Below are 23477 nucleotides of genomic sequence, written 5' to 3' on the forward strand. Positions count from 1 at the left end.
GCGGCCGCGACGACGCCGGCGCCCCCGGAGCTGAGGCCCGCCCGCGCGCCCAGCGCCGCGGGCGTCGTCACGAGTGCGACGCCGGCGAGCGCCCGCGGGCCGGAAGCCGCCGTCAGCGCCGACCCGAGCCCTTCGTGCGGGGCGTCGCCGACGCAGACGAGCGCCGCCGTCGCGGCCTTCGCGCCCACCTCCGCGAGGACGACGAGGGCGACCGCGTCGCCGAGCGAGCGGGCCGCGACGCCCGTGACCGCCGCCCCCGCGGCGACGAGCCCGGCGACGACGAGCGCGAGCGCGACCGTCCCGCCCACGCCGAGCGCGGAGTCTTTCAGGACCGCCCGCCGCCGCTTGGCGTCGCCGTGGACGACCGCCGCGTCGCCGAGGTCCGCGACGCCGTCGAGGTGGGTGATCCCGGTGACGAGGGGGAGCCACGCGGCGAACGCGACGCCGACCGTGAGCGGCGGCACCCGAACCGGCACCAGCGCGGCCGCGACGACCGGGAGCGAGACGAGCGCCCCGATCGCGTACCCGACCGCCGGCATCGCCGCTGGCGTCCGCCGGAACGCCTCCCAGGCGCGGTCGGTGCGGCCGACGGGGATCCGGGAGAGGAACCCGAGCGCGCCGCGGAGCGCCGCGACCGGTCTGGTCAGGACCACGCGACCACCCCCGCGAGCGCGAGGACCCACGCCGCCGCGGCCGCGACGGTGACCCCGCCGGCGACGCCGACGAGCCGCACGGCGTCGCGGGCGGCCGCGGGCGACGGCGCCTCCGGACCGCCGTCGAGGACGTACGCCCCCGGCTTCTCTAGGCGGACGCCGAGCGCGGCGGCGGCCGTCGCCATCGGCCAGCCCGAGTTCGGCGACGCCGGCTCGCGGGCCAGCGACCGGGCGCGCCGCAGGCTCCCGGGCGACCGGGCCGCGACGGCGAGACAGCACGCCGCGACCCGCGCCGGCAGGAACATCGCGGCGTCGTCGAGCCGGGCGCTGGCCCAGCCGACCGGCTTCGACCGGTAGCCGAGCATCGAGTCGAGCGTGTTCACCGCCTTCACCCAGGCCGCGGCCGCGACCCCCGCCGCCAGCGCGCTCTCGACGGTCGCGGCGCTCCCGGCGACCGTGGCCGTCACGCCGGTCGTGCCGGCCCCGGGACTCCCACCGACCGCCGCGACCGCGACGGCGCCGGTCGCGCCGGCGGCGAACCAGACGAGCGGTGCGACGAACCCGTCCGCGAGGTTCTCCGCGGCGCTCTCGACCGCAGCGCTACGGAGCGCGGCCGGAGAGAGGTCGGCCGGGTCGCGCCCGACGAGCGCCCGGACCGACTCCCGGGCGGCGTCGGGATCGGTCTCGGTCTCGGCGACGACCTCGCCGGTCACGTCGAGCAGCATGCGGAGGCTCGCGACCGAGAAGCAGACGCCCGCCGCAGCGGCGACGGCGGCGACCGGGACGCCGCCGGGTCGCGGGCCGTGCGCGGCGGCCAGCCAGACGACCCCGCCGCAGAGTGCGGCCGCGGCGAGAGGGAGGCCGGCCGCGACCGCGACGCCGACGAGCCGAGGGCGGCCCCACTCCCGGTCGAACCGGCCGACGAGGGTCCCGAACAGCGCGACTGGGTGGACGCGGTGCGGCGGCTCCGCGGCCGCGAGATCCAGCGCGAGGGCGAGCACGACCGGCGCGAGGAGCGTGGCAGCCGGAGCAATCAGCGCGGCGGCGGGTTCAGCGACCTGCGCGGCGACGGCCGGCTCGGTGGCCCCGACGGGCGCGGCGGCTCCCGTCATCCCGTCACCTCGTCGAGGAACGCGTCGAACGCCCCGCTCTCGGGGTGGACGTGACAGTACGTCCCGAGCGTGCGGTGTTCGGTCAGCCCCTCCCGGTCGCCGTCGATGCCGGTCCCGCGCTCCACGTCGAACGCGAACCGGGCGTCGGGGGCGACCTCGGCCGCGGAGTAGTGGAACTCGTGGCCGCGGAGCCGATCCCCGGCGGCCGCCGTGAGCGCGCCGCGGCGGGCGCGGAGTTCGACGTGGTCGAGCGCCTGATACCGCTCCCGGCGCTCGACGCTCGCGGGGAGGACGCCCGCCATCTCGTGGCTGTCGCCGTCGGCCGTCGTCAGCGTCTCCGCGAGGGCCATCAGCCCGCCGCACTCGCCGAGGACGGGCGTCCCCTCGGCCGCGGCGTCCGCGACCGACGCAAGCGCGGGCCCGTCGGCGAGCGCCGCGGCGTGGAGCTCCGGGTAGCCGCCGGGGAGGTAGACGCCGTCGCAGGGCGGGAGGTCGTCGCCGGCCGCGGGCGCGAAGGGGACTACGGTCGCGCGCTCGCCGAGCCGCTCGCGGGTGGCCGGGTAGACAAACCGGAAGGCGGCGTCGTCCGCGACCGCGACCCGCGGGCGGTCGTCGCCGTCTCCGGGGTTCGCTCGGCTGCCGCCGCCCGCCAGTCTCGCCTCCGGGCCCGTCGCGGGGAGCGTCGGTTCGCCCGCGACATCGAGCAGCCGGTCGGTCCGGAGCGTCTCGGCGGCGGCGTCGAGCGCCGCCGAGTCGAGCGGTGCCTCCTCGCCCATCTGTAGTCCGAGGTGGCGGTCGGGGATCTCCAGATCCTCGCGGGGTGGGATCCGGCCGCAGTAGGCGAGCGAGTTTGGGAGCGCCTCGCGGATCCCCGACTCGTGACGGCCGCCGTGCGCGCGCTGTGCGACGACGCCCGCCACGTCGAGGTCGTGGTCGGTCCGGTCGGCGTACGTCGCGAAGCCGAGCGCGGTCGCCGCGACGCTCTCCATCCCGGCGCTCGCGTCGACGACGAGGACGACCGGGAGGTCGAGTGCGGCGGCCACCTCGGCCGTGCTCGCGGCGCTGCCGTCGTACAGCCCCATCATTCCCTCGACGACGCAGACGTCACCGTCGCCGCGGGCGTAGTTCCGTCGGAGGCCGTCGTTCCCCTGAAGCCACGGGTCGAGGGTGCGCGACGGCCGCCCGGCGACCCGGGCGTGGTGGCTCGGGTCGATGAAGTCCGGCCCCGCTTTCGCGGGCCGGACGGTCCGGCCGGCGTTCTCGAACGCGCGGATCGTCGCGAGGGTCGCCACCGTCTTGCCGACGCCCGACGCCGTGCCGGCGAGGACGAGTCCCCTCACCGTCGGTCGCCTCCGTTCGCGGGGGTAGTCCCGTCTCCCCCGTCGGACTCCGTCCGATCCGCGAGCAGGCGGTCGGCCACGGCGGCGACCCGCTCGCGGACGGCGTCGTCGCCGACCCCGGCGCGCTCCGCGAGCGCGAGCGCCCCGCCCATGCCGACGCCCTCCTTCGCCTCGCCGCGGGCGTACGCCGCCATCGCCGGGTGGTCGCTCTCGCCGAACCCGGGGTCGGCCGCCGCGAGCGTCAGGTCCAGGTCGCCGGCGAGCGCCGGGAGATCCGCGGTGGGGTCGTCCGCGACGAGCGACGTGGTCGCCAACGGGAGTGGTCGCTCCACGCCCGCGTGCCGGGCGAGCGCCGCCGCGGCCGCGAGCTGTGTGCCGCCCGCAAGGGTCACGTCGATCCCGGCGTCGGCCGCGCCGACGATCAGCCCCGAAACGGCGGCGAGGACGGGGTCGCCGGCCAGCCGGACCGCCTCGATCGGGTCGTCCGCCGCGCCGCCCGGGTCGAGGCCGCTCGCGTCCAGCCCCTCGGCGACGACGCGCCGCTTGCGCTCGATCGGATTCGCCGGTAGCGACGAGGAGACGGCGGCGCGCTCGCCGAGCGCGGTCAGGACTCCGAGCGCGGTGGTCGTCCCGCCGGGAATCGTCTCGGCGACGAGCAGCTCGGCGGGTCCGTCGCCGTCGCGTTCGGGGCCGGCTCCCTCACCGGACACGGCGAGGTCGGGCGCCAGCGAGCGCGCGCGCTCGAAGACGGTTGCCGCCTTCGGGACCGGCTCGGGGTCGCGGACGTCGCCGCCCGGAGACGCGCCGACCTCGCGGACGCTCGCCGCGGTCGGCGCGCCGAGTCCGGCGTCGACGAACTCGACGGGAAGGGTCTCCGGGCCGAGCAGCTCGCGGACCGCGCGGGTGACGACCGCGGGCGTCGCGCAGCCCGTCGGACTCATCGGCACGGGCGAGTCGGGCGCGGGGCGCCCCGCCTCGACGATTTCGAGGTCGGCGCTCGGCGTGTGAACGCGTAGCTCCGGGTCGGCGCCCGCAGCGCTGATTCCGTCGACGGCGGCGGTCGCGGTCGTTCCCGCGACGACGAGGAGTCTCATACCTCCCACCGGTACCTCCCTCCGTCGCGCCCGCGTGCCGCCGGCGCGGCGTCGATGTGTACCACTAGCGGTTCATCGATACAATTGAACTTTAATCGATCGACGAGCGGCGGCCGGTTCGAGCGTTCCGACCGCGCCCGTCGACTGTGCGTCCCGATCGAATATCTCGCCCGTCAGTTCGGACCGAACGTCTCGCCGAACCCGTGCGACCGCAACCCACGCGACCCGCGGAGCGAAGCGGTTAAGAGTGAACCGCGGGTATCTCCGTCAACTCGCTGGTGCGGACACAGCGGGCACTCGCCGCCGGGGCCGCGGTCGGACCGACCGCCGCGCGCCCCGGGACGAGACGACATGTGGCCCCTCGCGGCTGAATCGCAACCGTCCGCGGACAACAATGGCACGAAGCTTCTACTCGCACATCAAGGAGGCGTGGCGGTCCCCCAAGGAGGGGAAACTAGCTGAGCTACAGTGGCAGCGCAAACAGGAGTGGCGCGACCAGGGCGCCATCGAGCGCATCGAGCGCCCCACCCGGCTGGACAAGGCCCGCGAGCTGGGCTACAAGGCCAAGCAGGGCGTCATCGTCGCCCGCGTGAGCGTCCGCAAGGGCGGTTCGCGCAAGCAGCGCTTCAAGGCCGGCCGCCGCTCGAAGCGCCAGGGCGTCAACCGCGTCTCGCGGCGCAAGTCGATCCAGCGCATCGCCGAGGAGCGCGCCTCGCGGAAGTACCGCAACCTTCGCGTGCTCAACTCCTACTGGGTCGGTGAGGACGGCTCGCAGAAGTGGCACGAGGTCATCCTCGTGGACCCCGCCCACCCCGCAATCGAGAACGACGACGACCTGAACTGGATCTGCTCGGACGACCACAAGGGTCGCGCGTACCGCGGGCTCACCTCCGCCGGCACCAAGGGCCGCGGCCAGCGCAAGCGCGGCAAGGGCACCGAGAAGACGCGCCCGAGCGTCACCTCGAACGACCGGCAGGGCAAGTAACGCCGCCGTCGACGTTCGGTTCTCGTTTTTCACCGACCGCGTCGCCGAGCGGACGCGCCGCTCGTCGCCCCCGTCCCCCGACGAACTCGTCGTCTAACGCTCCCGACGCTCTCCGCCGTCGCGCCCCGGACGCCGGCGGCGCAAGAGCAAAGATACCGCGTCACATACCAACTGTAGTCATGGCGATCGCCACGTGACCGGGACCACCCCGATTCCGCCCGACGCGTTCGCGACCGCGCTCAGGTCGCTCGACACGGACGCGCTCGCGACGCTCGTCGCCGACGCGTACGCGGCGACCGCCGACGCGGCCGACGCCGATCCGCCCCGAGTGACCGTGCGAAACGGGGACCAGCGGACCGAACTGCTCGTCGCCTCGGCCGCCGACGGCCGCGTCCCCGACGGCCCGGCCGACGCCGTCGTCGTCGCGAGCGACTCACTGCTTGACGACGGGACGCTCGACGACTCGACGGTCGTCTCTCCGGCGGACCTCCGACGGCGGCTCCTGTACGCCGTCCCGCCGGCGGCGGCGGACGAGATCGCGGACCGGATTCTCGGTGTCCCCGTTCGGTCCGCATCGTACGACGCGGTCGCTCCCGAGCCCGGCGCTGCGACCGATTCCGGCGACGGATCGCTAGCCACCGACGACGAGGCGACCGACGATGTCCGGACCGTCGACAGCGCGAGCGGCGACGACGCCTCGGGCGATGGCGACGCGAGTGATCCCGCCGGCGGGGCGACGGCCGCCGGCGCGTCGGGACCGGTAGGCCGCAGCGACGCCGATCGCACCGATCGGAACGTCGCCGACTCGCCCGGCGCGTCGCGAGCTGACGACCGGCCGAGCGACTCCGACCCCGATCCACCCCAGAGCGGTGAGCCGGGCGACGGTTCGACCGCCGACGCCGCGAGCGATCGACCGTCCCGCCGGACCGTCGTCGCCGCGATCGCGGTCGTCGCGCTCCTCGTCGCGGCGGCCGGGGCCGGGTTCGCCGCCGGCGCCGCCGGGATCGGCGGGCCGGGCGGGATCGCCGGCGACGACGGGGCGATCGACTCGCCGTCCGACGCGGGAGGGTCGACGGACGACGGCGGCGACGCGAGCGGCACGGACTCGGACGGCGGGAACACCGTGTCGGCCGCCGACGGCGACCCGACCGGTGAGGCCGCGCGGAACACGGCGTTGTCCCCGACCTGCGAGCGGTCCGCGCTTCAGGTCGTCCAGATCCAGATGAACGCGCTCCGGTACAACGACAACGCGACGAACGACGGCATCCGGACCCTCCGGGCGTTCGCGTCGCCGGAGAACAGGCAGGTCGTCGGACCCGTCGGCGAGTACGTCGAGCTGTTCGAGACCGCCCGGTACGGCCCGATGCTCACGTACGATACCGCGGAGTACTCGGTGCCGGAGACCGCCGACGGGACCGCCGCGGTCGAAGTCGTCACGCGCGAGGACGGCACCGTGACCGGGCGCTACGAGTTCCGCCTCGTCCGGGTCGGCGGCGGGAGCGCGACCACGAACAGTTCGCTGGGCAGCGTCGACGACTGTTGGATGACCGACGCCGTGACCGCGTCGGGGGAGTAAGCGTCGGCGTCGGGTCCAGAGCCGTCGCCGACGGAGCGAGTGTCGGCCGCGCCGCGTCTTTGTCGCCGCCGGGAACACGATTATATTCGCGCCAGCACTGGTCGAAGTCATGAGCCTCTCGCTCGACGCGACCCAACTCGACCGCTACTCCAGACACGTCATCTTGGACGGCGTCGGTCCGGAGGGGCAGAAGCGACTGCTCGACGCCCGTGTCCTCGTCGTCGGCGCGGGCGGGCTCGGCGCGCCCGTCGTCCAGTACCTCGCGGCGGCGGGCGTCGGCGCGATCGGGATCGCCGACGACGACGCCGTCGAGCGCTCGAACCTCCAGCGACAGGTCATCCACGGCGACGGCGACGTGGGACGCCAGAAGGTCGACTCGGCCGCCGACTTCGTCGCCGACCTCAACCCCGACGTGGATGTCGAGCGCCACCACCTGCGACTCGACGCGGGCAACGCCCGCGAACTGATCTCGGACTACGATGTCGTCGTCGACTGCTCGGACAACTTCGCAACCCGGTACGTGGTGAACGACGCCGCCCGAATCGAGGGCGTCCCCGTCTCGCACGGCGCCATCTACAAGTTCGAGGGGCAGGTGACGACGCTCTCGCCCGACGGCCCCTGCTACCGCTGTCTGTTCCCGGAGCCGCCGGAGCCGGGAACGGTACCGGACTGCGCCAGCACCGGCGTCCTCGGCGTCCTCCCCGGGACGGTCGGGTGTCTCCAGGCGACGGAGGCGGTGAAACTGATCATAGACGTCGGCGACCCGCTCGTCGGTCGCATGCTGTTTTACGACGCCATGGACCTCTCGTTCGAGACGGTCCCGTACGCGCGTAACCCGGACTGCCCGGTGTGCGGCGACGACGGAATCGACACGCTTGACGGGATCGACTACGCCGCTGGCTGTCGGATCGACGCGGCCTGAGCGGTCCACTCCGGATCGACGCCGTCTACGTGGCCCGTTCCTCGTCGTCGCGGTCGGGGCGCCCGTCGCGACAGCTTATAGCGACCGGTCGGTCATCGCTGTTCCCGCGGTGACGCCGGCGCCGTCGTCGACGAATCCCGACCGCACGCACCACCGGCAGTACCGGTAGCCGGCGCGGTTCTCGGCGCCGCAGTGCCGGCAGACGACCGTCTCCCCGTCGGCGTCGAGCGGCGGCGGGTCACCGGCGTCGGCTGACTCGACCGTCGGACCCCCGGCCGCGCCGCGGTCGCGTGCGACCGCCGAACCGGCCGCTTCCCCGTCGCCGTCGGGCTCCGACGAACGGGCCGCGACCGAGCCGAAGAGCTCCGCGGGGTCGCGGTTCCGGCGGACGAGCAGCCACGTCACCGCGAGGTTGAGCGCCGCCACGCCGACGAATATCGCGGCGAGGGGCACGAGCTGATCACCCGTCATACGTGTCATGTTACCATCCCGGAGTCTTGTGTCTGACGGTGGGTCCACCGGCCGCGCTCCGACGGGCCCGTCGGCGGGCCGCTCCAGAGTACTCTTGAGGCCGCCGGTCGAAGGCGCACCCGCATGAAGGAGACGATCCACACGGACGACGCCCCGGCGGCGGTGGGCGCGTACAGCCAGGCGACGACTGACGGCGACCTCGTGTTCACGGCCGGGCAGATCCCCCTGACGCCCGACGGCGAACTCCTCGCCGACGCGTCGATCGCGGACCAGACGGAGCAGGCGCTGGACAACCTCCTCGCGGTGCTCGACGAGGCGGGGGCCGGGCCCGAGGACGTGCTCAAGACGACGGTGTTCCTCGCCGACATCGACGACTTCGACGAGATGAACGAGACGTACGCCGACTACTTTGACGAGGCGCCTCCCGCCCGCTCGGCGGTCCAAGCGGGCGCGCTCCCCAAGGGGGCCGGCGTCGAGATCGAGGCTGTCGCCGTCGTCGAGTAGATGTCCGACGGCGAGGGCGGACGCGGGGCCGAGACGGACCGGGACGACCCCTCCGGTTCCGGCGGCGGCGGCCGCGCGCCCGGCGCCCCGGCCACGCCGCGCGCTCGCCTGCGGTCCGCGGCGCTGTGGGGCGCCGTCGGCGGGTTCGCCTTCCTCGTGCTCGCGCAGGGGTACCGGCTCGTCGGCCCCGGGTCGCTGCCGGTCGGGATCGGCGGACTGGCGCTCGTCGCGCTCGGGGTCGCGGCCGCGTCGGCCGGTCTCTCCTACCTCGCCGAGGCCCGACTGCGAGCGAAAAGAAGGACTTAACAGTCGCACCGGAGTAGCACGGAGTGAGCCAGGATGGCCGAGTGGTAAGGCGCACGCCTGGAAAGCGTGTTCCCATCCGGGATCGGGGGTTCAAATCCCTCTCCTGGCGTTTTCGACGAACGACACGGCGAGCGAAGCGACCCGTTCGTCGAAAAGCCTGACGGAGAGATTTGAACCAGGGAGTGAAGCGAGCGCAGCGAGCGGAACGACTGAGGTTCAAATCCCTCTCCTGGCGCTCCACTGTCGCAATAACGAGCGAGGAGCGACAGCGACGGGCGGGTCTGGCCGCGACGATCACCTCCAAAGCCCCAGCCGCTCGGCTCTACGCAGACACCTATTGCTCGCCGACAATTACCTCCACAGGGGCGGCCGCGACCACACAGCACCGCACCTCACACCGCCCCAGCCTCGCGGTTCACCCCGGGCTCCCTTCGGTCGCCCGTCGCTCACCGCGTCCCTCGCGCGTGCGACATCGCGCCCTCCGGGCGCTCGTCGGCACGCGCCACCGCAACTAACTCGTGAGTGCCTCTGGCAGACATAGTGGGTGTTTGATTATCACACCGCTGCTGTCGGCCGAATCTGCTTCGAAAGCGTCCGGTTCGGCCCGCCTCGACACGTCAGCACACCGACACAAGATTCATATGTGTGGGTATTGTTGACACGGGTGACGATGCCAGACACGAAATCGGGTCGCGAGCGGAAAGGGAGGAACAAGCGCCGCCAACTCGAGAACCACCTCGCACGGCGCGAACTCGACGCGGACGACGAACCGCCGGAACCGTACGGGGAGGCGACAGACGCGGAGTTCCTCGCCGAGTCCGACGACGCGGCCCGGTGACCGGTCGCGTCCCGATCCCTTCTCACCGGTCGTTCGACCCCTCGCCTGCCGCTGATTTCGCGTCGCGAAAGCTTTAGACCCGGGAGCGGCGTATCTCGCCGCAATGAGTCGCGGCCCCGAACTAATCATCACGGAGAAAGACAACGCGGCGCGGCGTATCGCCGACATCCTGAGCGGCGAGTCCGCGACCGCGGAGCGGATGAACGACGTCAACGTCTACGAGTGGGGCGGCAAGCGGTGTATCGGGCTCTCCGGCCACGTCGTCGGCGTCGACTTCCCCGCCGAGTACAACGACTGGCGCGACGTGGAGCCGGTCGAACTCATCGACGCGCCCGTCACAAAGACGCCGACGCAGGAGGGGATCGTCGCCGCGCTCCGCCGGCTCGCCCGCAACGCCTCGCGGGTCGTCATCGCGACCGACTACGACCGCGAGGGCGAACTGATCGGCAAGGAGGCGTACGAGCTCGTCCGCGAGGTGAACGAGGACGTGCCCGTCGACCGCGTCCGCTTCTCCTCGATCACGGAGAACGAGGTGCAGGAGGCGTTCGCGAACCCCGACGACCTCGACTTTGAGCTGGCGGCCGCGGGCGAGGCGCGACAGACAATCGACCTCACCTGGGGCGCGGCGCTCACCCGGTTCCTCTCGCTGTCCGCGCGCCAGCTTGGAGACGACTTCATCTCCGTCGGTCGGGTCCAGGGGCCGACCCTCAAGCTGATCGTCGACCGCGAGCGGGAGATCCAGGCGTTCGACCCCGAGTCGTACTGGGAGCTGACGGGCGAGCTGGCGAAGTCGAGCGGCGACCCGTTCGAGGCGCGCTACTTCTACCTGAACGACGAGGGCAACGAGCGCGAGCGCGTCTGGGACGAGGCGGTCGCGGAGACGCTCACCGAGGCGCTCGACGCGGCCGATGGGGCGACCGTCGACGACGTCACCCGGCGGACACAGACCGACGACCCGCCGACGCCGTTCAACACCACCGCGTTCATCCGCGCCGCGGGGTCGCTCGGCTACTCCGCGCAGCGCGCCATGTCGCTCGCGGAGGACCTCTACACGGCCGGCTACGTCACCTACCCGCGGACCGACAACACGGTGTACCCGGAGGACTTGGAGCCCGAGGAGCTGATCGCGGACCTCGGCGACTCGCCGACATTCGGCGAGGACGCCGCGAGTCTGCTCGACGAGGACCGCGAGATCGAACCGACCGAGGGCGACGAGGAGACGACGGACCACCCGCCGATCCACCCCACGGGTGAGCTGCCCGCCGCCGCCGACCTCTCGGACGACGAGTGGGAGGTGTACGAGCTGATCGTCCGCCGGTTCCTGGCGACCTGCGCCGACCCCGCGACGTGGGAGCGGTTGCGCGTGGTCGCGCTCGCGAACGGCGAGGCGACGCCGATCGCCGCGGGCGCCGACGGGCTCGCCGCGCTCCGCGACACCGACGACGCGGCGAAGCCGGCCGACCTCGCCGCCGACGGCGGGCTGCGGCTGAAGGCCAACGGGAAGCGGCTGCTGGAGGCGGGCTACCACGAGGTGTATCCGTACCGCTCCAGCGACGAGCGGATCGTCCCGGACGTCGAGGTCGGCGAGACGCTGTCGCTGTCGGACCGTTCCACCGAGGGGAAGGAGACCCAACCCCCGCGCCGCTACGGGCAGTCCCGGCTCATCGAGGAGATGGAGAAGCGGCAGCTCGGCACGAAGGCGACCCGGCACCGCACGATCGAGAAGCTGTACGACCGCAACTACGTCGAGAGCGACCCGCCCCGCCCGACGCGGCTCGCCGAGGCGGTCGTCGAGGCCGCGGAGGAGTTCGCCGACCGGATCGTGAGCGAGGAGATGACCGCCCAGCTCGAACAGGACATGGCGGCCATCGCGGCCGGCGAGAAGGAGTACGACGAGGTGACCGCGGAGTCCCGCGAGCTGCTCTCGCGCGTGTTCGACGACCTCACCGACTCCCGCGAGGCGGTCGGCGACCACCTCCAGACCTCGCTGAAGGCGGACAAGACCCTCGGCCCGTGTCCGGAGTGCGGGTCCGATCTCCTCGTCCGCAAGTCGCGGCAGGGGTCGTACTTCGTCGGCTGCGACGGCTATCCCGACTGCGAGTACACCCTCCCGCTCCCGTCGACCGGAAAGCCGCTCCTCTTGGACGAGACCTGCGACGAACACGACCTCCGTCACGTGAAGATGCTCGCCGGCCGGAAGACGTTCGTCCACGGCTGCCCGCAGTGTAAGGCGGACGAGGCCGACGAGCAGGAGGACGAGGTGATCGGGACGTGTCCCGACTGCGGGGCGGAACACGGGGGCGAGCTCGCGGTCAAGCGGCTCCGCTCCGGCTCGCGACTCGTGGGCTGTACGCGCTACCCCGACTGCGACTACTCGCTGCCGCTCCCCCGGCGCGGCGAGATCGAGGTCACCGACGAGACCTGCGAGGAACACGACCTCCCGCACCTCCGCGTCCACTCCGGCGACGAGCCGTGGGAGTTGGGCTGTCCGATCTGTAACTACCGCGAGTTCACGGCCCGGCAGGAGGGGTCGGAGCTCCAAGCCGTCGAGGGGATCGGCGAGAAGACCGCCGCGAAGCTGAAAGACGCCGGCGTCGACGGCGTCGACGAGCTCAAGTCCGCCGATCCCGACAGTCTGGCGGCCGACGTCGACGGCGTTGGGCCCGACACCGTTCGCGACTGGCAGGCCAGAGCGGACTGACCGCCGGCGCGCCGCGCCCGGTTCGATTCCGCCGCAATTCATAAATCCACAAACACATATGCGCGGAGTGTCTCGATTACCGACAGATGGGTGACCGCGACCCGGACTCGTCGGCCGAGGACCGATCGCCGTCGAGCGGCGACGCCGCTCCGTCGGGGATCCTCCGAGCCTTCGTCGAGGCGGTTCCGACCCCGACGCTCGCCTGCGATCCGGACACGCTGGCCGTCCGCGCCGCGAACGCGCCGGCGGCCGACCTCGTCGGCCACGACCGCGGCACGCTGACGCTGATGGGCCTCCCAGACCTCGGCGAGACCGATGTCACCGTCTCCGGCGAGCCGATCGCTGACGTCGCCGCCGCGGCGGCCTCCCAGACGCCCGGCTCCGACGGCGCGACCGACGCGGCCGAGCGGTTCGAGTGGGACCTCCGTCTCGGCGATCCGAGGCTCCGGGTCGACGCGGCGCTCCACACGGCGACGATCGCCGGGTCCGAGTGGCTGGTCGTCGGACTCTCCGACGCCACCGCCCGCGTCGCCGCCGAGTCCGAGCGGGACACCGAGCGCCGACTGGTCGACGCGCTCGCCGACACCGTCCCGCTCGCGCTGTTCCGCTGTACCGAGGAGGGAACGCTCTCGCGGTGGAACGACGAGCTCGCGGCCGACACGGGGTACGCACCCGACGCGCTCTCTGGACGGGCGCTCACGTCGCTGTTCGACGAGGCGACGCGCGACGCGATCAGCGAGGCCCTCACTCGGGTGTATCGCGACGGCGAGGCGGTCTCCCGCGAGGCGCGCCTCCTCACCCGCTCCGGCGAACGCGTCCCCTATCGGCTCTCCGTCGGTCCGGTGACCGACGGCGACCGCGTCGTGGGGGCCGTCGGCGTCGGCGAGGACGTCACCGAGGCGTCCCTCAGGGAGGAGCGGCTCGCCGTGTTGACGCGCGTGCTGCGGCACAACTTCCGGAACGACCTCAACGTGGTCACGGGGTTCACCGGACAGGCCATCGAGGCCGTCGACGACCCCGAGCTCACCGAGCAGCTCGAACGGGTCGTCGCCACCGCCGAGCGGCTGTTGCGCCTCGGCGAGACCTCTCGCAAGGTCGAGCGGCTGCTCTCCCAGCGCCCGTCGGCGCGACCGATCGCGCTCGCGCCCGCGGTCGACGCCGCCCTCGAATCGGTCGACCCGGCGGTCCTCGACGGGGCCACCGTCGATGTCGACATCCCGGACGACATCGTCGTCTCGGCGGTCGCGTTCCTCCCGGAGGCGATCACCGAGCTCGTCGACAACGCGATCCGCCACAACGACGCCGACGAGCCGCGGGTTCGGGTCTCGGCCGCGGAGCTCCCGAGCGAGTCGTGGGCCTCCCTCGTCGTCGCGGACGACGGGCCGGGGATCCCCCCGGCCGAGCGCGCCGTCCTCACCGGCGAAGAGACGCCGCTCGAACACGCGAGCGGGCTCGGGCTCTGGTACGTGAACTGGATCGCCACCGCCGGCGGCGGGAGCCTCGACATCGCCGAGAGCAAGGCCGGCGGAAGCCGGATCGAGCTGTCCCTGCGCGTCGCCGATGCGCCGCCGATCGACGACACCGAACTGTTCAGCCCGGACGACTGAGCCGGACGGGGGTGACGCGGTCGCCCCGTCGACGCCGAGGTCGCTCCGGCGCTCACGACTCCGCGAGACGGCGCGCGCCTCACTCCGCGAGCCGGAGCTCGTCGCCCACCGTCACCGACTCCGCCGCGCCGGCCGGCAGCTCGACGACGGTGTCGGCGCGGCCGCGGCCCAGTCCCACGAACGGCGCGAGCCGCTTCTTCGCCGTCACCTCGCCGTCGACGAGCCACACCGCGTCGATCGCGAATGGCACGAACAGCATATGGAGCCACTGCGTCTCGGGCTCGTCGAAGGGGAAGACGAGGGCGTAGTCGTCGGGGACCGACCGCCGGAACATCAGCCCGCGGGCCTGTTCGAGCGTCGAGCGGGCGACGTCGACGTCGCTCGCGAGGACGGTCTCGGTCCGGTCGCCCGACGCGTCGGGACGGTGTACGAGTCGCACGCGGGTCACCTCGCCGCGGGCGAATAAATAGGCTCTCGTTCGACGGTGGCTCGCGTCCCCGCGTCCGAGCGTTAGCTCGCGCCGCCGTACGTCTCTTCGAGGTACTCGACGATGTCGTCGCTCTCGGGCATCCCCTCGATCCCGTGCTCCTCGTCGACGAGGACGGGCACGCCGGTCTGTCCGGAGACCTCCTCGACCTCGGTGCGGTCGCTGTGCGAGCGCGGGACCATGATCGAGTCGTACTCCAAGCCGAGGTCGGACAGCTTCGTCTTCACCTTCGCGCAGTACGGACAGCCTTCGAGCTCGTAGAGCGTGAGATCTGCCATCGTCCCCCCGTAGGGCGCGGATCCGTAAAGAGGTGCGGCCGCCGATGTGCGCGGCGCGCACGGGCGGGCAAAAGGCGAGCGGGCGGGGATCGGTCCCTCGCCAGCCGACTTCGGCGGCCGTTCGGCTGGTCTCGGTTGAAACGGGGGAAAACGGAGCGTTCGTCGGACGAAACGGTGGGAACGGTGGAAGTCAGTTCTCGGCCGACTTCACATCGCGCCGCCCATGCCGCCCATGCCGCCCATGCCGCCGCCGGGGGCGCCGCCCTCGTCGTCGCCGCCCGCCGTCGAGAGGTCGCCCGCCGAAATGATGTCGTCGATTTTCAGGACCAGGTTCGCCGCCTCGGCCGCGGAGGCGATCGCCTGCTCCTTCGCGTGGGCCGTCTCGACGACGCCCGCCTCGGCCGTGTCGACGACCTCGCCGGCGAACACGTCGAGCCCGGCGTTCTGGTCGCCCGCCTCGTGGGCCGCGCGGAGGTCGACCAGCAGGTCGATCGCGTCGAGGCCCGCGTTCTCGGCGAGCACGCGCGGGATCAGTTCGAGGGAGTCGGCGAACGCCTCGACCGCGAGCTGCTCGCGCCCCTCGACGGAGTCGGCGTAGTCGCGCAGGCGGCGCGCGATCTCGACCTCGACCGCGCCGCCGCCGGGCAGCGTGCGCCCGTCGGAGACGGTCGTCGAGACCACGTCGAGCGCGTCCTGGATGCCGCGTTCGAGCTCGTCGACAACGTGGTCGGTCGTGCCGTACAGGAGGAGCGTGACGCCGTGGGCGTCCTCGCCCTCGACGTAGAACAGCTCCTCGTCGCCGTCGCGCTCGACCGAGCCGACCGCGAGGTCGTCCGCGGTGAGGGAGTCGAGGTCGGTGACGATCGGCGCGCCGAGGACGTTCTTCAGGAACGTCAGGTCGGACTTCTTCGTGCGGCGGACCGCCAGCACGCCCTCCTTGGCGAGGTAGTGCTGCGCGAGGTCGTCGATGCCCTTCTGACAGAAGACGACGTCGGCGCCGGAGTCGACGATCTGGTCGACCTTCTCGCGGAGCTGCTCCTCCTCCTGATCGAGGAACTTCTGGAGCTGGTCCGGCGAGTCGACGTTGACGGAGGTGTCCACGTCGGCCTCCTCGACCTCGATCGGGTCGTTGAGGAGCAGGACGTTCGCCGACTCGAAGTCGGTCGGCATGTCGTCGTGGACCGGGTCCTTGTCGATCGCCGCACCGGTGAGCAGGCGGGACTCGCCCGCCGCGCGACCGGTGCGCGTCTCGATGTTCAGGTTCGCCAGGTCGACCACGTGGGAGCCGTCGTCGGCCTCGACCGTGACGCCCTGTACGGCGCGGACGACGAGGTCGGCGAGCACGTCCTTGTCGAGCTCGGCGCCCTTGCCGGTCATGGACGTCTCGGCGACGTTCTGGAGCGTCTCAGTGTCGTCGGGGTCGACCGCGGTCGCGACCTCGTCGACCTGCTCGCGGGCGTACTCGCTCGCGAGGTTGAACCCCTTGATCACCGCTGTCGGGTGGATGTCCTGTTCAAGCAGGTCCTCGGCGTTCTTCAGCAGCTCGCCCGCGATGGCGACCGCGCTGGTCGTCCCGTCGCCGGCCTCGTCCTCCTGGGTCTCGGCGACCTCGACGACCATCTCGGCGGTCGGGTTGTCGATGTCCATCTCCTGGAGGATGGTGACGCCGTCGTTGGTGATGGTGACGTCGCCCATCGAGTTGACGAGCATCTTGTCCATCCCCTTCGGTCCGAGCGTCGACCGGACGGACTCGGCGACGCCGCGCGCCGCGGAGATGTTGTACTCCTGTGCGTCCTTGTCCTGGACGCGCTGGGCGTCATCGCCCATGATGATCATCGGCTGACCCTGCTGCATTCGCTGACTCATACAGCGTTTGATTGATTGTGATTCTATATAAATGTCTCGTTGACGGCCGGACGGACACGGACGGACGCCGTCGGGAGCCGCCGTCGAAAACCGCACGACACCGGACCGTTTCTTCCCGGATCGTGCGGAGAGTTAGCATTGATCTCTGGTGGGACGAATTCGGCTATCCGACGCCGTTTATATATCTCGCTCTCGCCGCCGCGTCACCCCGGAACCCCGCCGGCGAGCAACGCGGCGTCGACGAACGCCTCGCGGCCGAGCGTCCCGTCGGTCGCCCGCGGCAGGGTCGCGTAGACGACGTACAGCGTCGCGCCGGTCCACAGCGCGCCGGAGACCACGTGGAAGACGAAGGCGGTCGTGAGCAGCACACCGTTCCGTCCGGCTAACGACGGCATAATCAGGCCGCGCCGTCGCGTTCCGAGAGCTCCGCGTCACGGCAGCGTCAGCGTCCCCTCGTACCGGTGCGTGCCGTCGACAGTCTCGCGGTACTCGTACGCGGGCGGGGGCTCGATCCCCCACTCGCGGAGGCGCTCGTTGACGCCGTCCACATACGTGACGAGGAACGAATCCCGGTCGCGGAGCGTCGGCGGCGTCCGGGTGTACTCCGTCTCGAACCGACACCGCGCCGTTCGCCCGTCGTCGTTGACCTCGATCCGGACCCGGAGGTCCGAGCGCAGCCGCTCGCGGACCGGCGGCGGGTCGCCGCGGAGGTGCCCCTCGCCGAACGCGTCGATCGCGGCCAGCGCCTCGTTCGGGACGTGGTTCACGGCCGCGGATACGGGCTGGCAACACGAATCTCTGCCGCCCGCGCGCCGCCGGATCGGCGCGGCCGACGACGGTGACGGTCCGCCGTCGATTTCCGACCACGGTGCGCGGACGAAAACGGACGTACACGCACTCAGAAACAGGTTTAACCCGGTTGAGGCCCTGCTGATCGATACCCACTCGTTTATGAATGGACGCTCCGTCGTCGAGTCGATACGCTCGTTCAGATCCGAGGTCGATCCCGTGCCCTTCGCCGCCGGCGCGCTGGCAACGTTCGCGTTCCTCGCGTACACGGCGGCCGACACGGAAGGCGCCGCCGCCGCGATCGACGCGGCGTTCGTCACGTTCGGCCAGGGGCTCGCGTGGCTCTACCTCGGCACGGTGCTCGCGCTGGTCGGGGCCGCCGGCTACCTCCTCGTCAGTCGCTACGGACGCGTCCGCCTCGGCGAGGGCGACCCCGAGTACGGGACGGCGTCGTACGTGGCGATGTTCTTCTCGGCCGGGCTGTCGGCCGGCATCGTCTTCTTCGGTCCCGTGGAGGCGCTGTTACACTACCAGACCGTCCCGCCGCTGTTCGCGGGCGAGGTGGCCGCGGAGTCGAGCGCGGCGGCGGTGCCCGCGGTCGCGTACACGGTCTTCCACTACGGCGTCAGCGCCTGGGGCGGGTACCTCGCGATCGGCATTCCGGTCGCGTACTTCGCCTACCGACACGACGCTCCGTTCCGCGTCTCCACCGCGCTGTATCCCGTCCTCGGCCCCGACCGGCTCGACGGCCTCGTCGCCCGGATGGTCGACACCCTCGCTGTCGTCGCCACCATCGGCGGGATCGCGACCGGGCTCGGCTTCATCGCCACCCAGCTGCTCACCGGCGTCACGTTCCGGACCGGAGTCGCGTTCGGCGACGCCGAGACGGTCGCCGTCATCGTCGGCATCACCGTCCTCTTCACGCTCTCGCTCGTCGCGGGCGTGAGCCGCGGCATCCGACGGCTGTCCGTGTTCAACATCGCGGTCATGGCCCTGCTCCTCGGCGTGGCGCTCCTCGCCGGGCCGACGGTCGACGTGTTGAACATCGGCGTGGCGGCGCTCGGTACGTACGCGACCTCCTTCTTCGAGATGAGCCTGTTCACGGGGAGCGGCGTGGAGGGCGGCGCGAGCTGGACGGCGGCGTGGACCGTCTTCTACTGGTCGTGGTGGATCGCGTGGGCGCCGTTCGTCGGGCTGTTCCTCGCGCGGATCTCCCGCGGCCGGACGATCCGGTCGGTGGTCGGCACCGCCTTCGGGACGATGACCGCGGTCTCGGCGCTGTGGTTCACCGTCGTCGGGGGGACGTCGATCCGGATCCAGCAGTCCGGCGCGGCCGACGTGCTCGGCGCGGTCGGCGAGTTCGGCGACGGCGTCTCCGGCTACGTCATCTTCGGGGCGTTCCCCGGCGGCGAGCTGTGGCAGCTGCTGTTCTTAGTGCTGGTGACGACGTTCTTCCTCACCTCCGCCGACTCCTCGACGCTCGCGGTCGGCATGCTCACGACCGGCGGCAGCCGGAAGCCGTCGGGCGCGAACCGGGTCTTCTGGGGGATCCTCCAGGGTGCGATCGCCTCCGTGCTCGTGGTCGTCGGCGGCGCGACCGCGCTCCGGTCGTCGGTGATCGTCACGGGCGCCCCGTTCGCGCTCGTCTGTCTCGTCGCCATGGGCGGGTTCCTGCGCTGGCTGTCGCGGTCCGACGAGCCGGTCGCCGCGGACGATCCCCGGCCGGAGTCCGACCCGGTGCCGCCCGCGTCGGCGAGCCTCGCCGAGGACGACGACTGACCGCGCGGGACCGCCGGCCCCCGCGGACGACGCCGGACCGGCCCTGACGACGCGGCGATCGAAACCGGCTTGATCGACGCGCGCGCAAGTCGATCCATGTCGCTGGCAGCCGACACCCGCGAGGCCGTCCGCTCGCGGCCGTTCGTCTTCGACGCGCTCCGTGCCGGCCTCCTGAACTACAGCGCCGCGGCCGCGTGGCTCGCCGAGGCCGCCGCCCTCGACGGCGAGCCGGACGCGGTCGCGGCCGCTCTCCGGCGCTTCCGCGAGGACCTGCCCGCGTACGCGACGGAATCGCGAGGGACGACCGTCTCGATGCGCAGCGGGGTCGGGCTCTCGGCGGCCGACGGCGCGGCCGAGGGCGACGCCGGCGAGCCGCTCCTCCGCGTCGGCGACGCGGCCGTCGCTCCGGAGGGCGACCGCACGGCGATCGTCGCGACCGGCGATGTCGACGCCGCGGCGCTCGGGGCGTCACTCCGCCGGTTGGCCGTTCGGGACATCGAGGTCCCGGCCGCCGGCGTCGCGGAGAATACGCTCGTCTGCGTCGTCGGGCGGCGCGACGGTCCGGACGCGGTCCGGATCGTCGAGGCCGCGCTCGACGCGGTGCCGACGACCGACTCGACCTGACGCGCGGTCGATGGCCGGCTCCGCCTTGACGCGCGGTCGATGGCCGGCTCCGCCTTGACGCGCGTTCAACGACAGCTCCGGCCTGTCGCGCGGTCGACGCCGCTTTGCGGGTCGACCCCGAACCCCGGCGTCGCACCGTTTTCGCACTCCCGCAGCCTCCGAAGTCCCTAAGAGCGGCGCGGCCCCAGTACGGGTATGCAGTCGCTCGTCATCGTCGCGCACGGCTCGCACCTCAACCCCGAGTCGAGCGCGCCGACGTACGACCACGCCGACACGATCCGCGCCACCGGTGCCTTCGACGAGGTCCGCACCGGCTTCTGGAAGGAGGAGCCGCACTTCCGAGAGGTGCTCCGCACCGTCGAGGGCGACGAGGTGTACGTCGTCCCGCTGTTCATTTCGGAGGGCTACTTCACCGAGCAGGTGATCCCCCGCGAGCTCCGCCTCGCCGGCTGGGACGTCTCGGAGTGGGACTCCGACGGCCTCTCGGCGGACCAGGCGACGCTCGTCGCCGAGGACATCGACAAGGAGGTCCACTACTGCGGGCCGGTGGGGACCCACCGCGCGATGACCGACGTGATCGTCCGCCGCGCGGAGTCCGTGACGAACGACGCCGACGTGGGCGACGGGTTCGGCCTCGCGGTCGTCGGCCACGGCACCGAGCGCAACGAGAACTCGGCGAAGGCGATCGAGTACCACGCCGACCGGATCGCCGAGCGCGACCGATTCGACGAGGTGAAGCCGCTGTACATGGACGAGGACCCGGAGGTCGACGACCTCCCCGAGCACTTCGAGAGCGACGACGTCGTCTTAGTTCCCCTCTTCATCGCCGACGGCTACCACACGCAGGAGGACATCCCGGAGGACGTGGGCCTCTGTGAGGACCACACCGAGGGATACGACGTGCCCGAGACGGTCGACGGCACGCGGATCTGGTACGCGGGCGCGGTGGGAACGGAGCCACTCATGGCCGACGTGGTCTTAGAGCGCGCCGACGACGCCGGCGCCGACCTCGGGACGGCGCTCGACGACGTGCGAGAGACTACCCGCGTCGCCACGGGGGACTGAGCGTGAGCGACCCGACCTCCGCGGAGGCTGACGCGGCCGACGACGGATCCGAAGACGCCGGTAGCGAGCCCGACGCGCCAGAGATCGACCTCCCGAGCGAGGCGTTCGACGCGGTCCTCGACGCGCTCGCCGACCGCGAGCCGGGGGAGCCCGTCCGGTTCGAGGGGTTCAGCGTGGCGCGCGGCGCCGACGAAGACGACGAGGACGCTCCCGTCGAGGACGCCCCCGGCGAGTACGTCCTCGCCGACGGCGACCGCCCGGTCGGGCTGAGCGAGCGCGAGCTCCACGAGGCGCTCTCCGAGCGCGCCGCGGCCGTCACCGACTGGTACACCTTCGAGCGCGTCGTCGGCGAGTTCGGGCCGCGTCGCGCGTTCCTCCGCTGGATCGAGGACGCGGACGGCGATACCGTCGCGACCCGGTACGCCGCGCTCGCCGAGGGCATCGAACGCGCGTGGGGCGAACTGAAGATCACGGCGACGGTCACCGACCGCGGGGAGCGCCGCTACGACGTGCGCCACGCCGACGACGCCGGCGTCCCGGTCGACGATCTGGACGCGTACGACGACCCGCTCAACGCCCGCGATCTGGTGACGTTCGACGAACAGGGGCGGTACCGCCCGCTCAAGACGGCCCCGTCGCTCGCTGGCGGCTGGGTGTTCCCCGACCTCGGCCCGCGCGACCTCTACGAGGCGGTCGAGACGATCTACCCCGCGACCGTCGCCAACTGGCACCGCGAGCGCGAGGGGGAGCTCGACGTGACTCACTGGCGCGAGACGATGGAGCGCCAGTCGGGCATCTACGGCGTCGTGAAGACGTGGGACCGCGGCGAGGGGTACGAGCACGTCAACTGGGTGGCGGAGGCCTGTTGCGACGACTCGCAGTGTCTCAAGCGCCGCGAGTGGCAGTACGACGACGAGACGGACCTCGACGTCGACGGCGGCGACGGCGCGTTCCCCTGCCGCGAGCCGTGTTCAGTCGTGGTGTCGGCCGCGCGGAAGTGGACGCGACTGGAGAGCGAGCAGCCGCGGACGTACGAGTTCGACCTGACCCCGAGCGAGAAGGAGCAGGTCGAGGACATCATCGACGCGGTCGCGGACGGCCGGACCGACGAGATCCGCGAGGCGGACACGAAGGAGGGGGCGAACCGGTACCGGGCGCGCTTCCTCCGCGCCAAGCTGTTCGACGACGAGGGGAACCTCGGCGGCGTGCCGACCGAATCGGCCGAGGAGTGACCGGCTCCGTAGCCCGACCCCGATCGGACGCACCGGAAACATCGCCGCGCCCCGCAGGCTTTTCTCGGCTCCCCTGAAACGGTGGGGCAATGAACGCCGTCACGTTGGGTCCCGCCGGCACGTACTCGCACCGCGCCGCGCGCGCCGTCGCCGCCGAGGTGTCGTTCCGCGAATCGGTCACCGCCATCGTCGACGCCGTCGCGGACGGCGAGTTCGAGCGCGGCGTCGTCCCCATCGAGAACAGCATCGAGGGGTCGGTCACGGAGAGCCTCGACGCGCTCGCCGACTATGACGTGTCCGTCACCCGCGAGGTCGTCACGCCGATCCGCCACGCCCTCCTCTCGCAGGACGACTCGTTCGAGGTCGTCGCGAGCCACTCGCAGGCGCTCGCGCAGTGTCGCAACTGGCTGGAGTCGAACTACCCGGACGCCGGCCTCGAAGCGGTCGCTTCCACGGCCCGCGGCGTCGAGCGTGCCCGCGAGGACGCCCGCGTCGCCGGGATCGGGCACCCGGACAACGCCGGCGCCGACCTCTCTATCCTCGCGGAAGACATCCAGGACCGGACGTCGAACGCGACGCGGTTCCTCGTCGTCGCGCCCGAGTCCGCGAGGGCCGACGCCGGCGGGAAGACCACGCTGATCGTCTACCCGAACGCGAACTACCCCGGCCTCCTGCTGGAGCTGCTGGAGGCGTTCGCCGACCGCAACCTCAACCTCTCGCGGATCGAGTCGCGCCCGAGCGGCGAGCGCCTCGGCGACTACCTGTTCCACTTCGACGTGGACGCCGGGCTCTACGAGGACCACATGGCGAAGGCGGTCGACGATGTCGAGGGCATCGCGGACAAGGGGTGGGTGAAGGTGCTCGGATCGTACGACACCGAGCACGTGCTCGACTGAGACCTGAACTTCGGAAGACTGCGGCCCGCTACTCCGTTATTTAAACGACCAGATCTGACGGCGACGACTATTTATCGATGAACGCGGCGGTGCGGTGGCGCGCGCCTCCGAGCGGCCGCCTGCGGCGGCCGTGAGGAGCGCGTGCGAGGTCGCCGGCGCCACGCGCCGGCTGCCAGAGGGACCTTCGGTCCCTCGTTGGAGTCGCTGGCTCCCGGAGCGAAGCGGAGGGCGCCAGCGACGAGGCTGGGGAGGCGCGAGGTGCGGTGCTGTGCGGTGCGGGACTCAAAGGGGCAGCCCTGAGTGCGAAGCACGGAGACGCAAGTATCGGGGCGCTACGCGCCGCGGGAAGCCG

21 protein-coding genes, 1 tRNA gene and 2 pseudogenes are annotated in these 23477 nt (G+C 72.2%); 14 read left to right on the forward strand and 10 right to left on the reverse strand.

Annotated elements, in window-relative coordinates; translation table 11 throughout:
• The 4 genes and pseudogenes from EXE51_RS10200 to EXE51_RS10215 form a co-directional block, all read right to left on the reverse strand.
• A pseudogene (locus EXE51_RS10200) lies at positions 1–653 on the reverse strand (adenosylcobinamide-GDP ribazoletransferase); the annotation flags it as partial.
• On the reverse strand, positions 644–1765 hold the full coding sequence (locus EXE51_RS10205) for a CobD/CbiB family cobalamin biosynthesis protein (RefSeq protein ID WP_094553290.1): 1122 nt from the start codon (positions 1763–1765) through the stop codon (positions 644–646). The pseudogene EXE51_RS10200 and the gene EXE51_RS10205, both read right to left, overlap by 10 nt.
• Positions 1762–3105 carry a cobyrinic acid a,c-diamide synthase gene (locus EXE51_RS10210; RefSeq protein ID WP_099288924.1) on the reverse strand — a complete coding sequence of 448 codons (1344 nt, stop codon included), beginning with the start codon at positions 3103–3105 and terminating at the stop codon, positions 1762–1764. The genes EXE51_RS10205 and EXE51_RS10210 overlap by 4 nt, the downstream gene beginning before the upstream one ends.
• Complete coding sequence (locus EXE51_RS10215; protein ID WP_137692633.1) at positions 3102–4208, reverse strand: nicotinate-nucleotide--dimethylbenzimidazole phosphoribosyltransferase; 1107 nt, start codon at positions 4206–4208, stop codon at positions 3102–3104. The genes EXE51_RS10210 and EXE51_RS10215 overlap by 4 nt, the downstream gene beginning before the upstream one ends.
• A 385-nt stretch (positions 4209–4593) precedes the next feature.
• Here EXE51_RS10215 and EXE51_RS10220 point away from each other — a divergent pair, with 385 nt between their 5' ends.
• The 3 genes from EXE51_RS10220 to EXE51_RS10230 all read left to right on the forward strand — a co-directional run bounded on the left by EXE51_RS10220 (position 4594) and on the right by EXE51_RS10230 (position 7682).
• A complete protein-coding gene (locus EXE51_RS10220; RefSeq protein ID WP_049931415.1) occupies positions 4594–5184 on the forward strand; it encodes a 50S ribosomal protein L15e in 591 nt (196 codons plus the stop codon).
• A 193-nt stretch (positions 5185–5377) separates the two neighbouring features.
• Complete coding sequence (locus EXE51_RS10225) at positions 5378–6760, forward strand: hypothetical protein (protein WP_094579615.1); 1383 nt, start codon at positions 5378–5380, stop codon at positions 6758–6760.
• 109 nt (positions 6761–6869) lie between these two features.
• Positions 6870–7682 carry a molybdopterin-synthase adenylyltransferase MoeB gene (locus EXE51_RS10230; RefSeq protein WP_086216838.1) on the forward strand — a complete coding sequence of 271 codons (813 nt, stop codon included), beginning with the start codon at positions 6870–6872 and terminating at the stop codon, positions 7680–7682.
• 75 nt (positions 7683–7757) lie between these two features.
• On the opposite strand, the gene EXE51_RS10235 is transcribed toward EXE51_RS10230, so the two are convergent.
• Positions 7758–8153 carry a zinc ribbon domain-containing protein gene (locus EXE51_RS10235; RefSeq protein ID WP_086219669.1) on the reverse strand — a complete coding sequence of 132 codons (396 nt, stop codon included), beginning with the start codon at positions 8151–8153 and terminating at the stop codon, positions 7758–7760.
• A gap of 123 nt (positions 8154–8276) precedes the next feature.
• On the opposite strand from EXE51_RS10235, the gene EXE51_RS10240 reads away from it, so the two are divergent.
• The 6 genes from EXE51_RS10240 to EXE51_RS10260 all read left to right on the forward strand — a co-directional run bounded on the left by EXE51_RS10240 (position 8277) and on the right by EXE51_RS10260 (position 14109).
• Positions 8277–8657 (forward strand): Rid family detoxifying hydrolase, encoded by a 381-nt coding sequence (locus EXE51_RS10240; RefSeq protein ID WP_086216840.1) that lies wholly within the window; start codon positions 8277–8279, stop codon positions 8655–8657.
• Positions 8658–8963, forward strand: a complete 306-nt coding sequence (locus EXE51_RS10245) for a hypothetical protein (protein ID WP_086216841.1) — start codon at positions 8658–8660, stop codon at positions 8961–8963.
• Positions 8964–8990: 27 nt separating this feature from the next.
• Positions 8991–9072: transfer RNA gene (locus tag EXE51_RS10250), tRNA-Ser, on the forward strand.
• 561 nt (positions 9073–9633) lie between these two features.
• Positions 9634–9801, forward strand: a complete 168-nt coding sequence (locus EXE51_RS17760) for a hypothetical protein (protein ID WP_167373069.1) — start codon at positions 9634–9636, stop codon at positions 9799–9801.
• A 103-nt stretch (positions 9802–9904) separates the two neighbouring features.
• On the forward strand, positions 9905–12502 hold the full coding sequence (locus tag EXE51_RS10255; RefSeq protein ID WP_089308035.1) for a DNA topoisomerase: 2598 nt from the start codon (positions 9905–9907) through the stop codon (positions 12500–12502).
• 86 nt (positions 12503–12588) lie between these two features.
• Positions 12589–14109, forward strand: a complete 1521-nt coding sequence (locus tag EXE51_RS10260; RefSeq protein WP_049931422.1) for a PAS domain S-box protein — start codon at positions 12589–12591, stop codon at positions 14107–14109.
• A 79-nt stretch (positions 14110–14188) separates the two neighbouring features.
• Here EXE51_RS10260 and EXE51_RS10265 read toward each other — a convergent pair whose 3' ends face one another.
• From EXE51_RS10265 to EXE51_RS10285, 5 genes and pseudogenes are all read right to left on the reverse strand, one after another.
• Positions 14189–14557 carry a DUF192 domain-containing protein gene (locus EXE51_RS10265; protein ID WP_049931423.1) on the reverse strand — a complete coding sequence of 123 codons (369 nt, stop codon included), beginning with the start codon at positions 14555–14557 and terminating at the stop codon, positions 14189–14191.
• Between the two features lie 62 nt (positions 14558–14619).
• Entirely contained in the window at positions 14620–14874 is a 255-nt protein-coding gene (locus tag EXE51_RS10270) for a glutathione S-transferase N-terminal domain-containing protein (RefSeq protein ID WP_049931424.1), read from the reverse strand.
• A 207-nt stretch (positions 14875–15081) separates the two neighbouring features.
• Complete coding sequence (gene thsB / locus EXE51_RS10275) at positions 15082–16728, reverse strand: thermosome subunit beta (protein ID WP_137692655.1); 1647 nt, start codon at positions 16726–16728, stop codon at positions 15082–15084.
• Positions 16729–16970: 242 nt separating this feature from the next.
• Positions 16971–17108 (reverse strand): annotated as a pseudogene (locus tag EXE51_RS10280) (copper resistance protein CopD); the annotation flags it as partial.
• A gap of 63 nt (positions 17109–17171) precedes the next feature.
• A complete protein-coding gene (locus tag EXE51_RS10285) occupies positions 17172–17507 on the reverse strand; it encodes a hypothetical protein (protein ID WP_137692634.1) in 336 nt (111 codons plus the stop codon).
• Positions 17508–17691: 184 nt separating this feature from the next.
• Between EXE51_RS10285 and EXE51_RS10290 the strand changes: the two genes are divergently transcribed.
• From EXE51_RS10290 to pheA, 5 genes are all read left to right on the forward strand, one after another.
• Complete coding sequence (locus tag EXE51_RS10290) at positions 17692–19308, forward strand: BCCT family transporter (RefSeq protein WP_137692635.1); 1617 nt, start codon at positions 17692–17694, stop codon at positions 19306–19308.
• Positions 19309–19404: 96 nt separating this feature from the next.
• Complete coding sequence (locus EXE51_RS10295; protein WP_094519983.1) at positions 19405–19932, forward strand: hypothetical protein; 528 nt, start codon at positions 19405–19407, stop codon at positions 19930–19932.
• A 195-nt stretch (positions 19933–20127) separates the two neighbouring features.
• Positions 20128–20997 carry a CbiX/SirB N-terminal domain-containing protein gene (locus tag EXE51_RS10300; RefSeq protein ID WP_049931428.1) on the forward strand — a complete coding sequence of 290 codons (870 nt, stop codon included), beginning with the start codon at positions 20128–20130 and terminating at the stop codon, positions 20995–20997.
• Positions 20998–20999: 2 nt separating this feature from the next.
• The gene (locus tag EXE51_RS10305) at positions 21000–22229 is read left to right on the forward strand and encodes a DR2241 family protein (RefSeq protein ID WP_094494771.1); all 1230 of its coding nucleotides are present in this window, start codon (positions 21000–21002) and stop codon (positions 22227–22229) included.
• 89 nt (positions 22230–22318) lie between these two features.
• Positions 22319–23125 (forward strand): prephenate dehydratase, encoded by an 807-nt coding sequence (gene pheA, locus EXE51_RS10310; RefSeq protein ID WP_089308031.1) that lies wholly within the window; start codon positions 22319–22321, stop codon positions 23123–23125.
• Positions 23126–23477: the final 352 nt, after the last annotated feature.

The organism is Halorubrum sp. CGM5_25_10-8B (genome assembly GCF_005435095.1).
Taxonomy (GTDB): domain Archaea; phylum Halobacteriota; class Halobacteria; order Halobacteriales; family Haloferacaceae; genus Halorubrum; species Halorubrum ezzemoulense.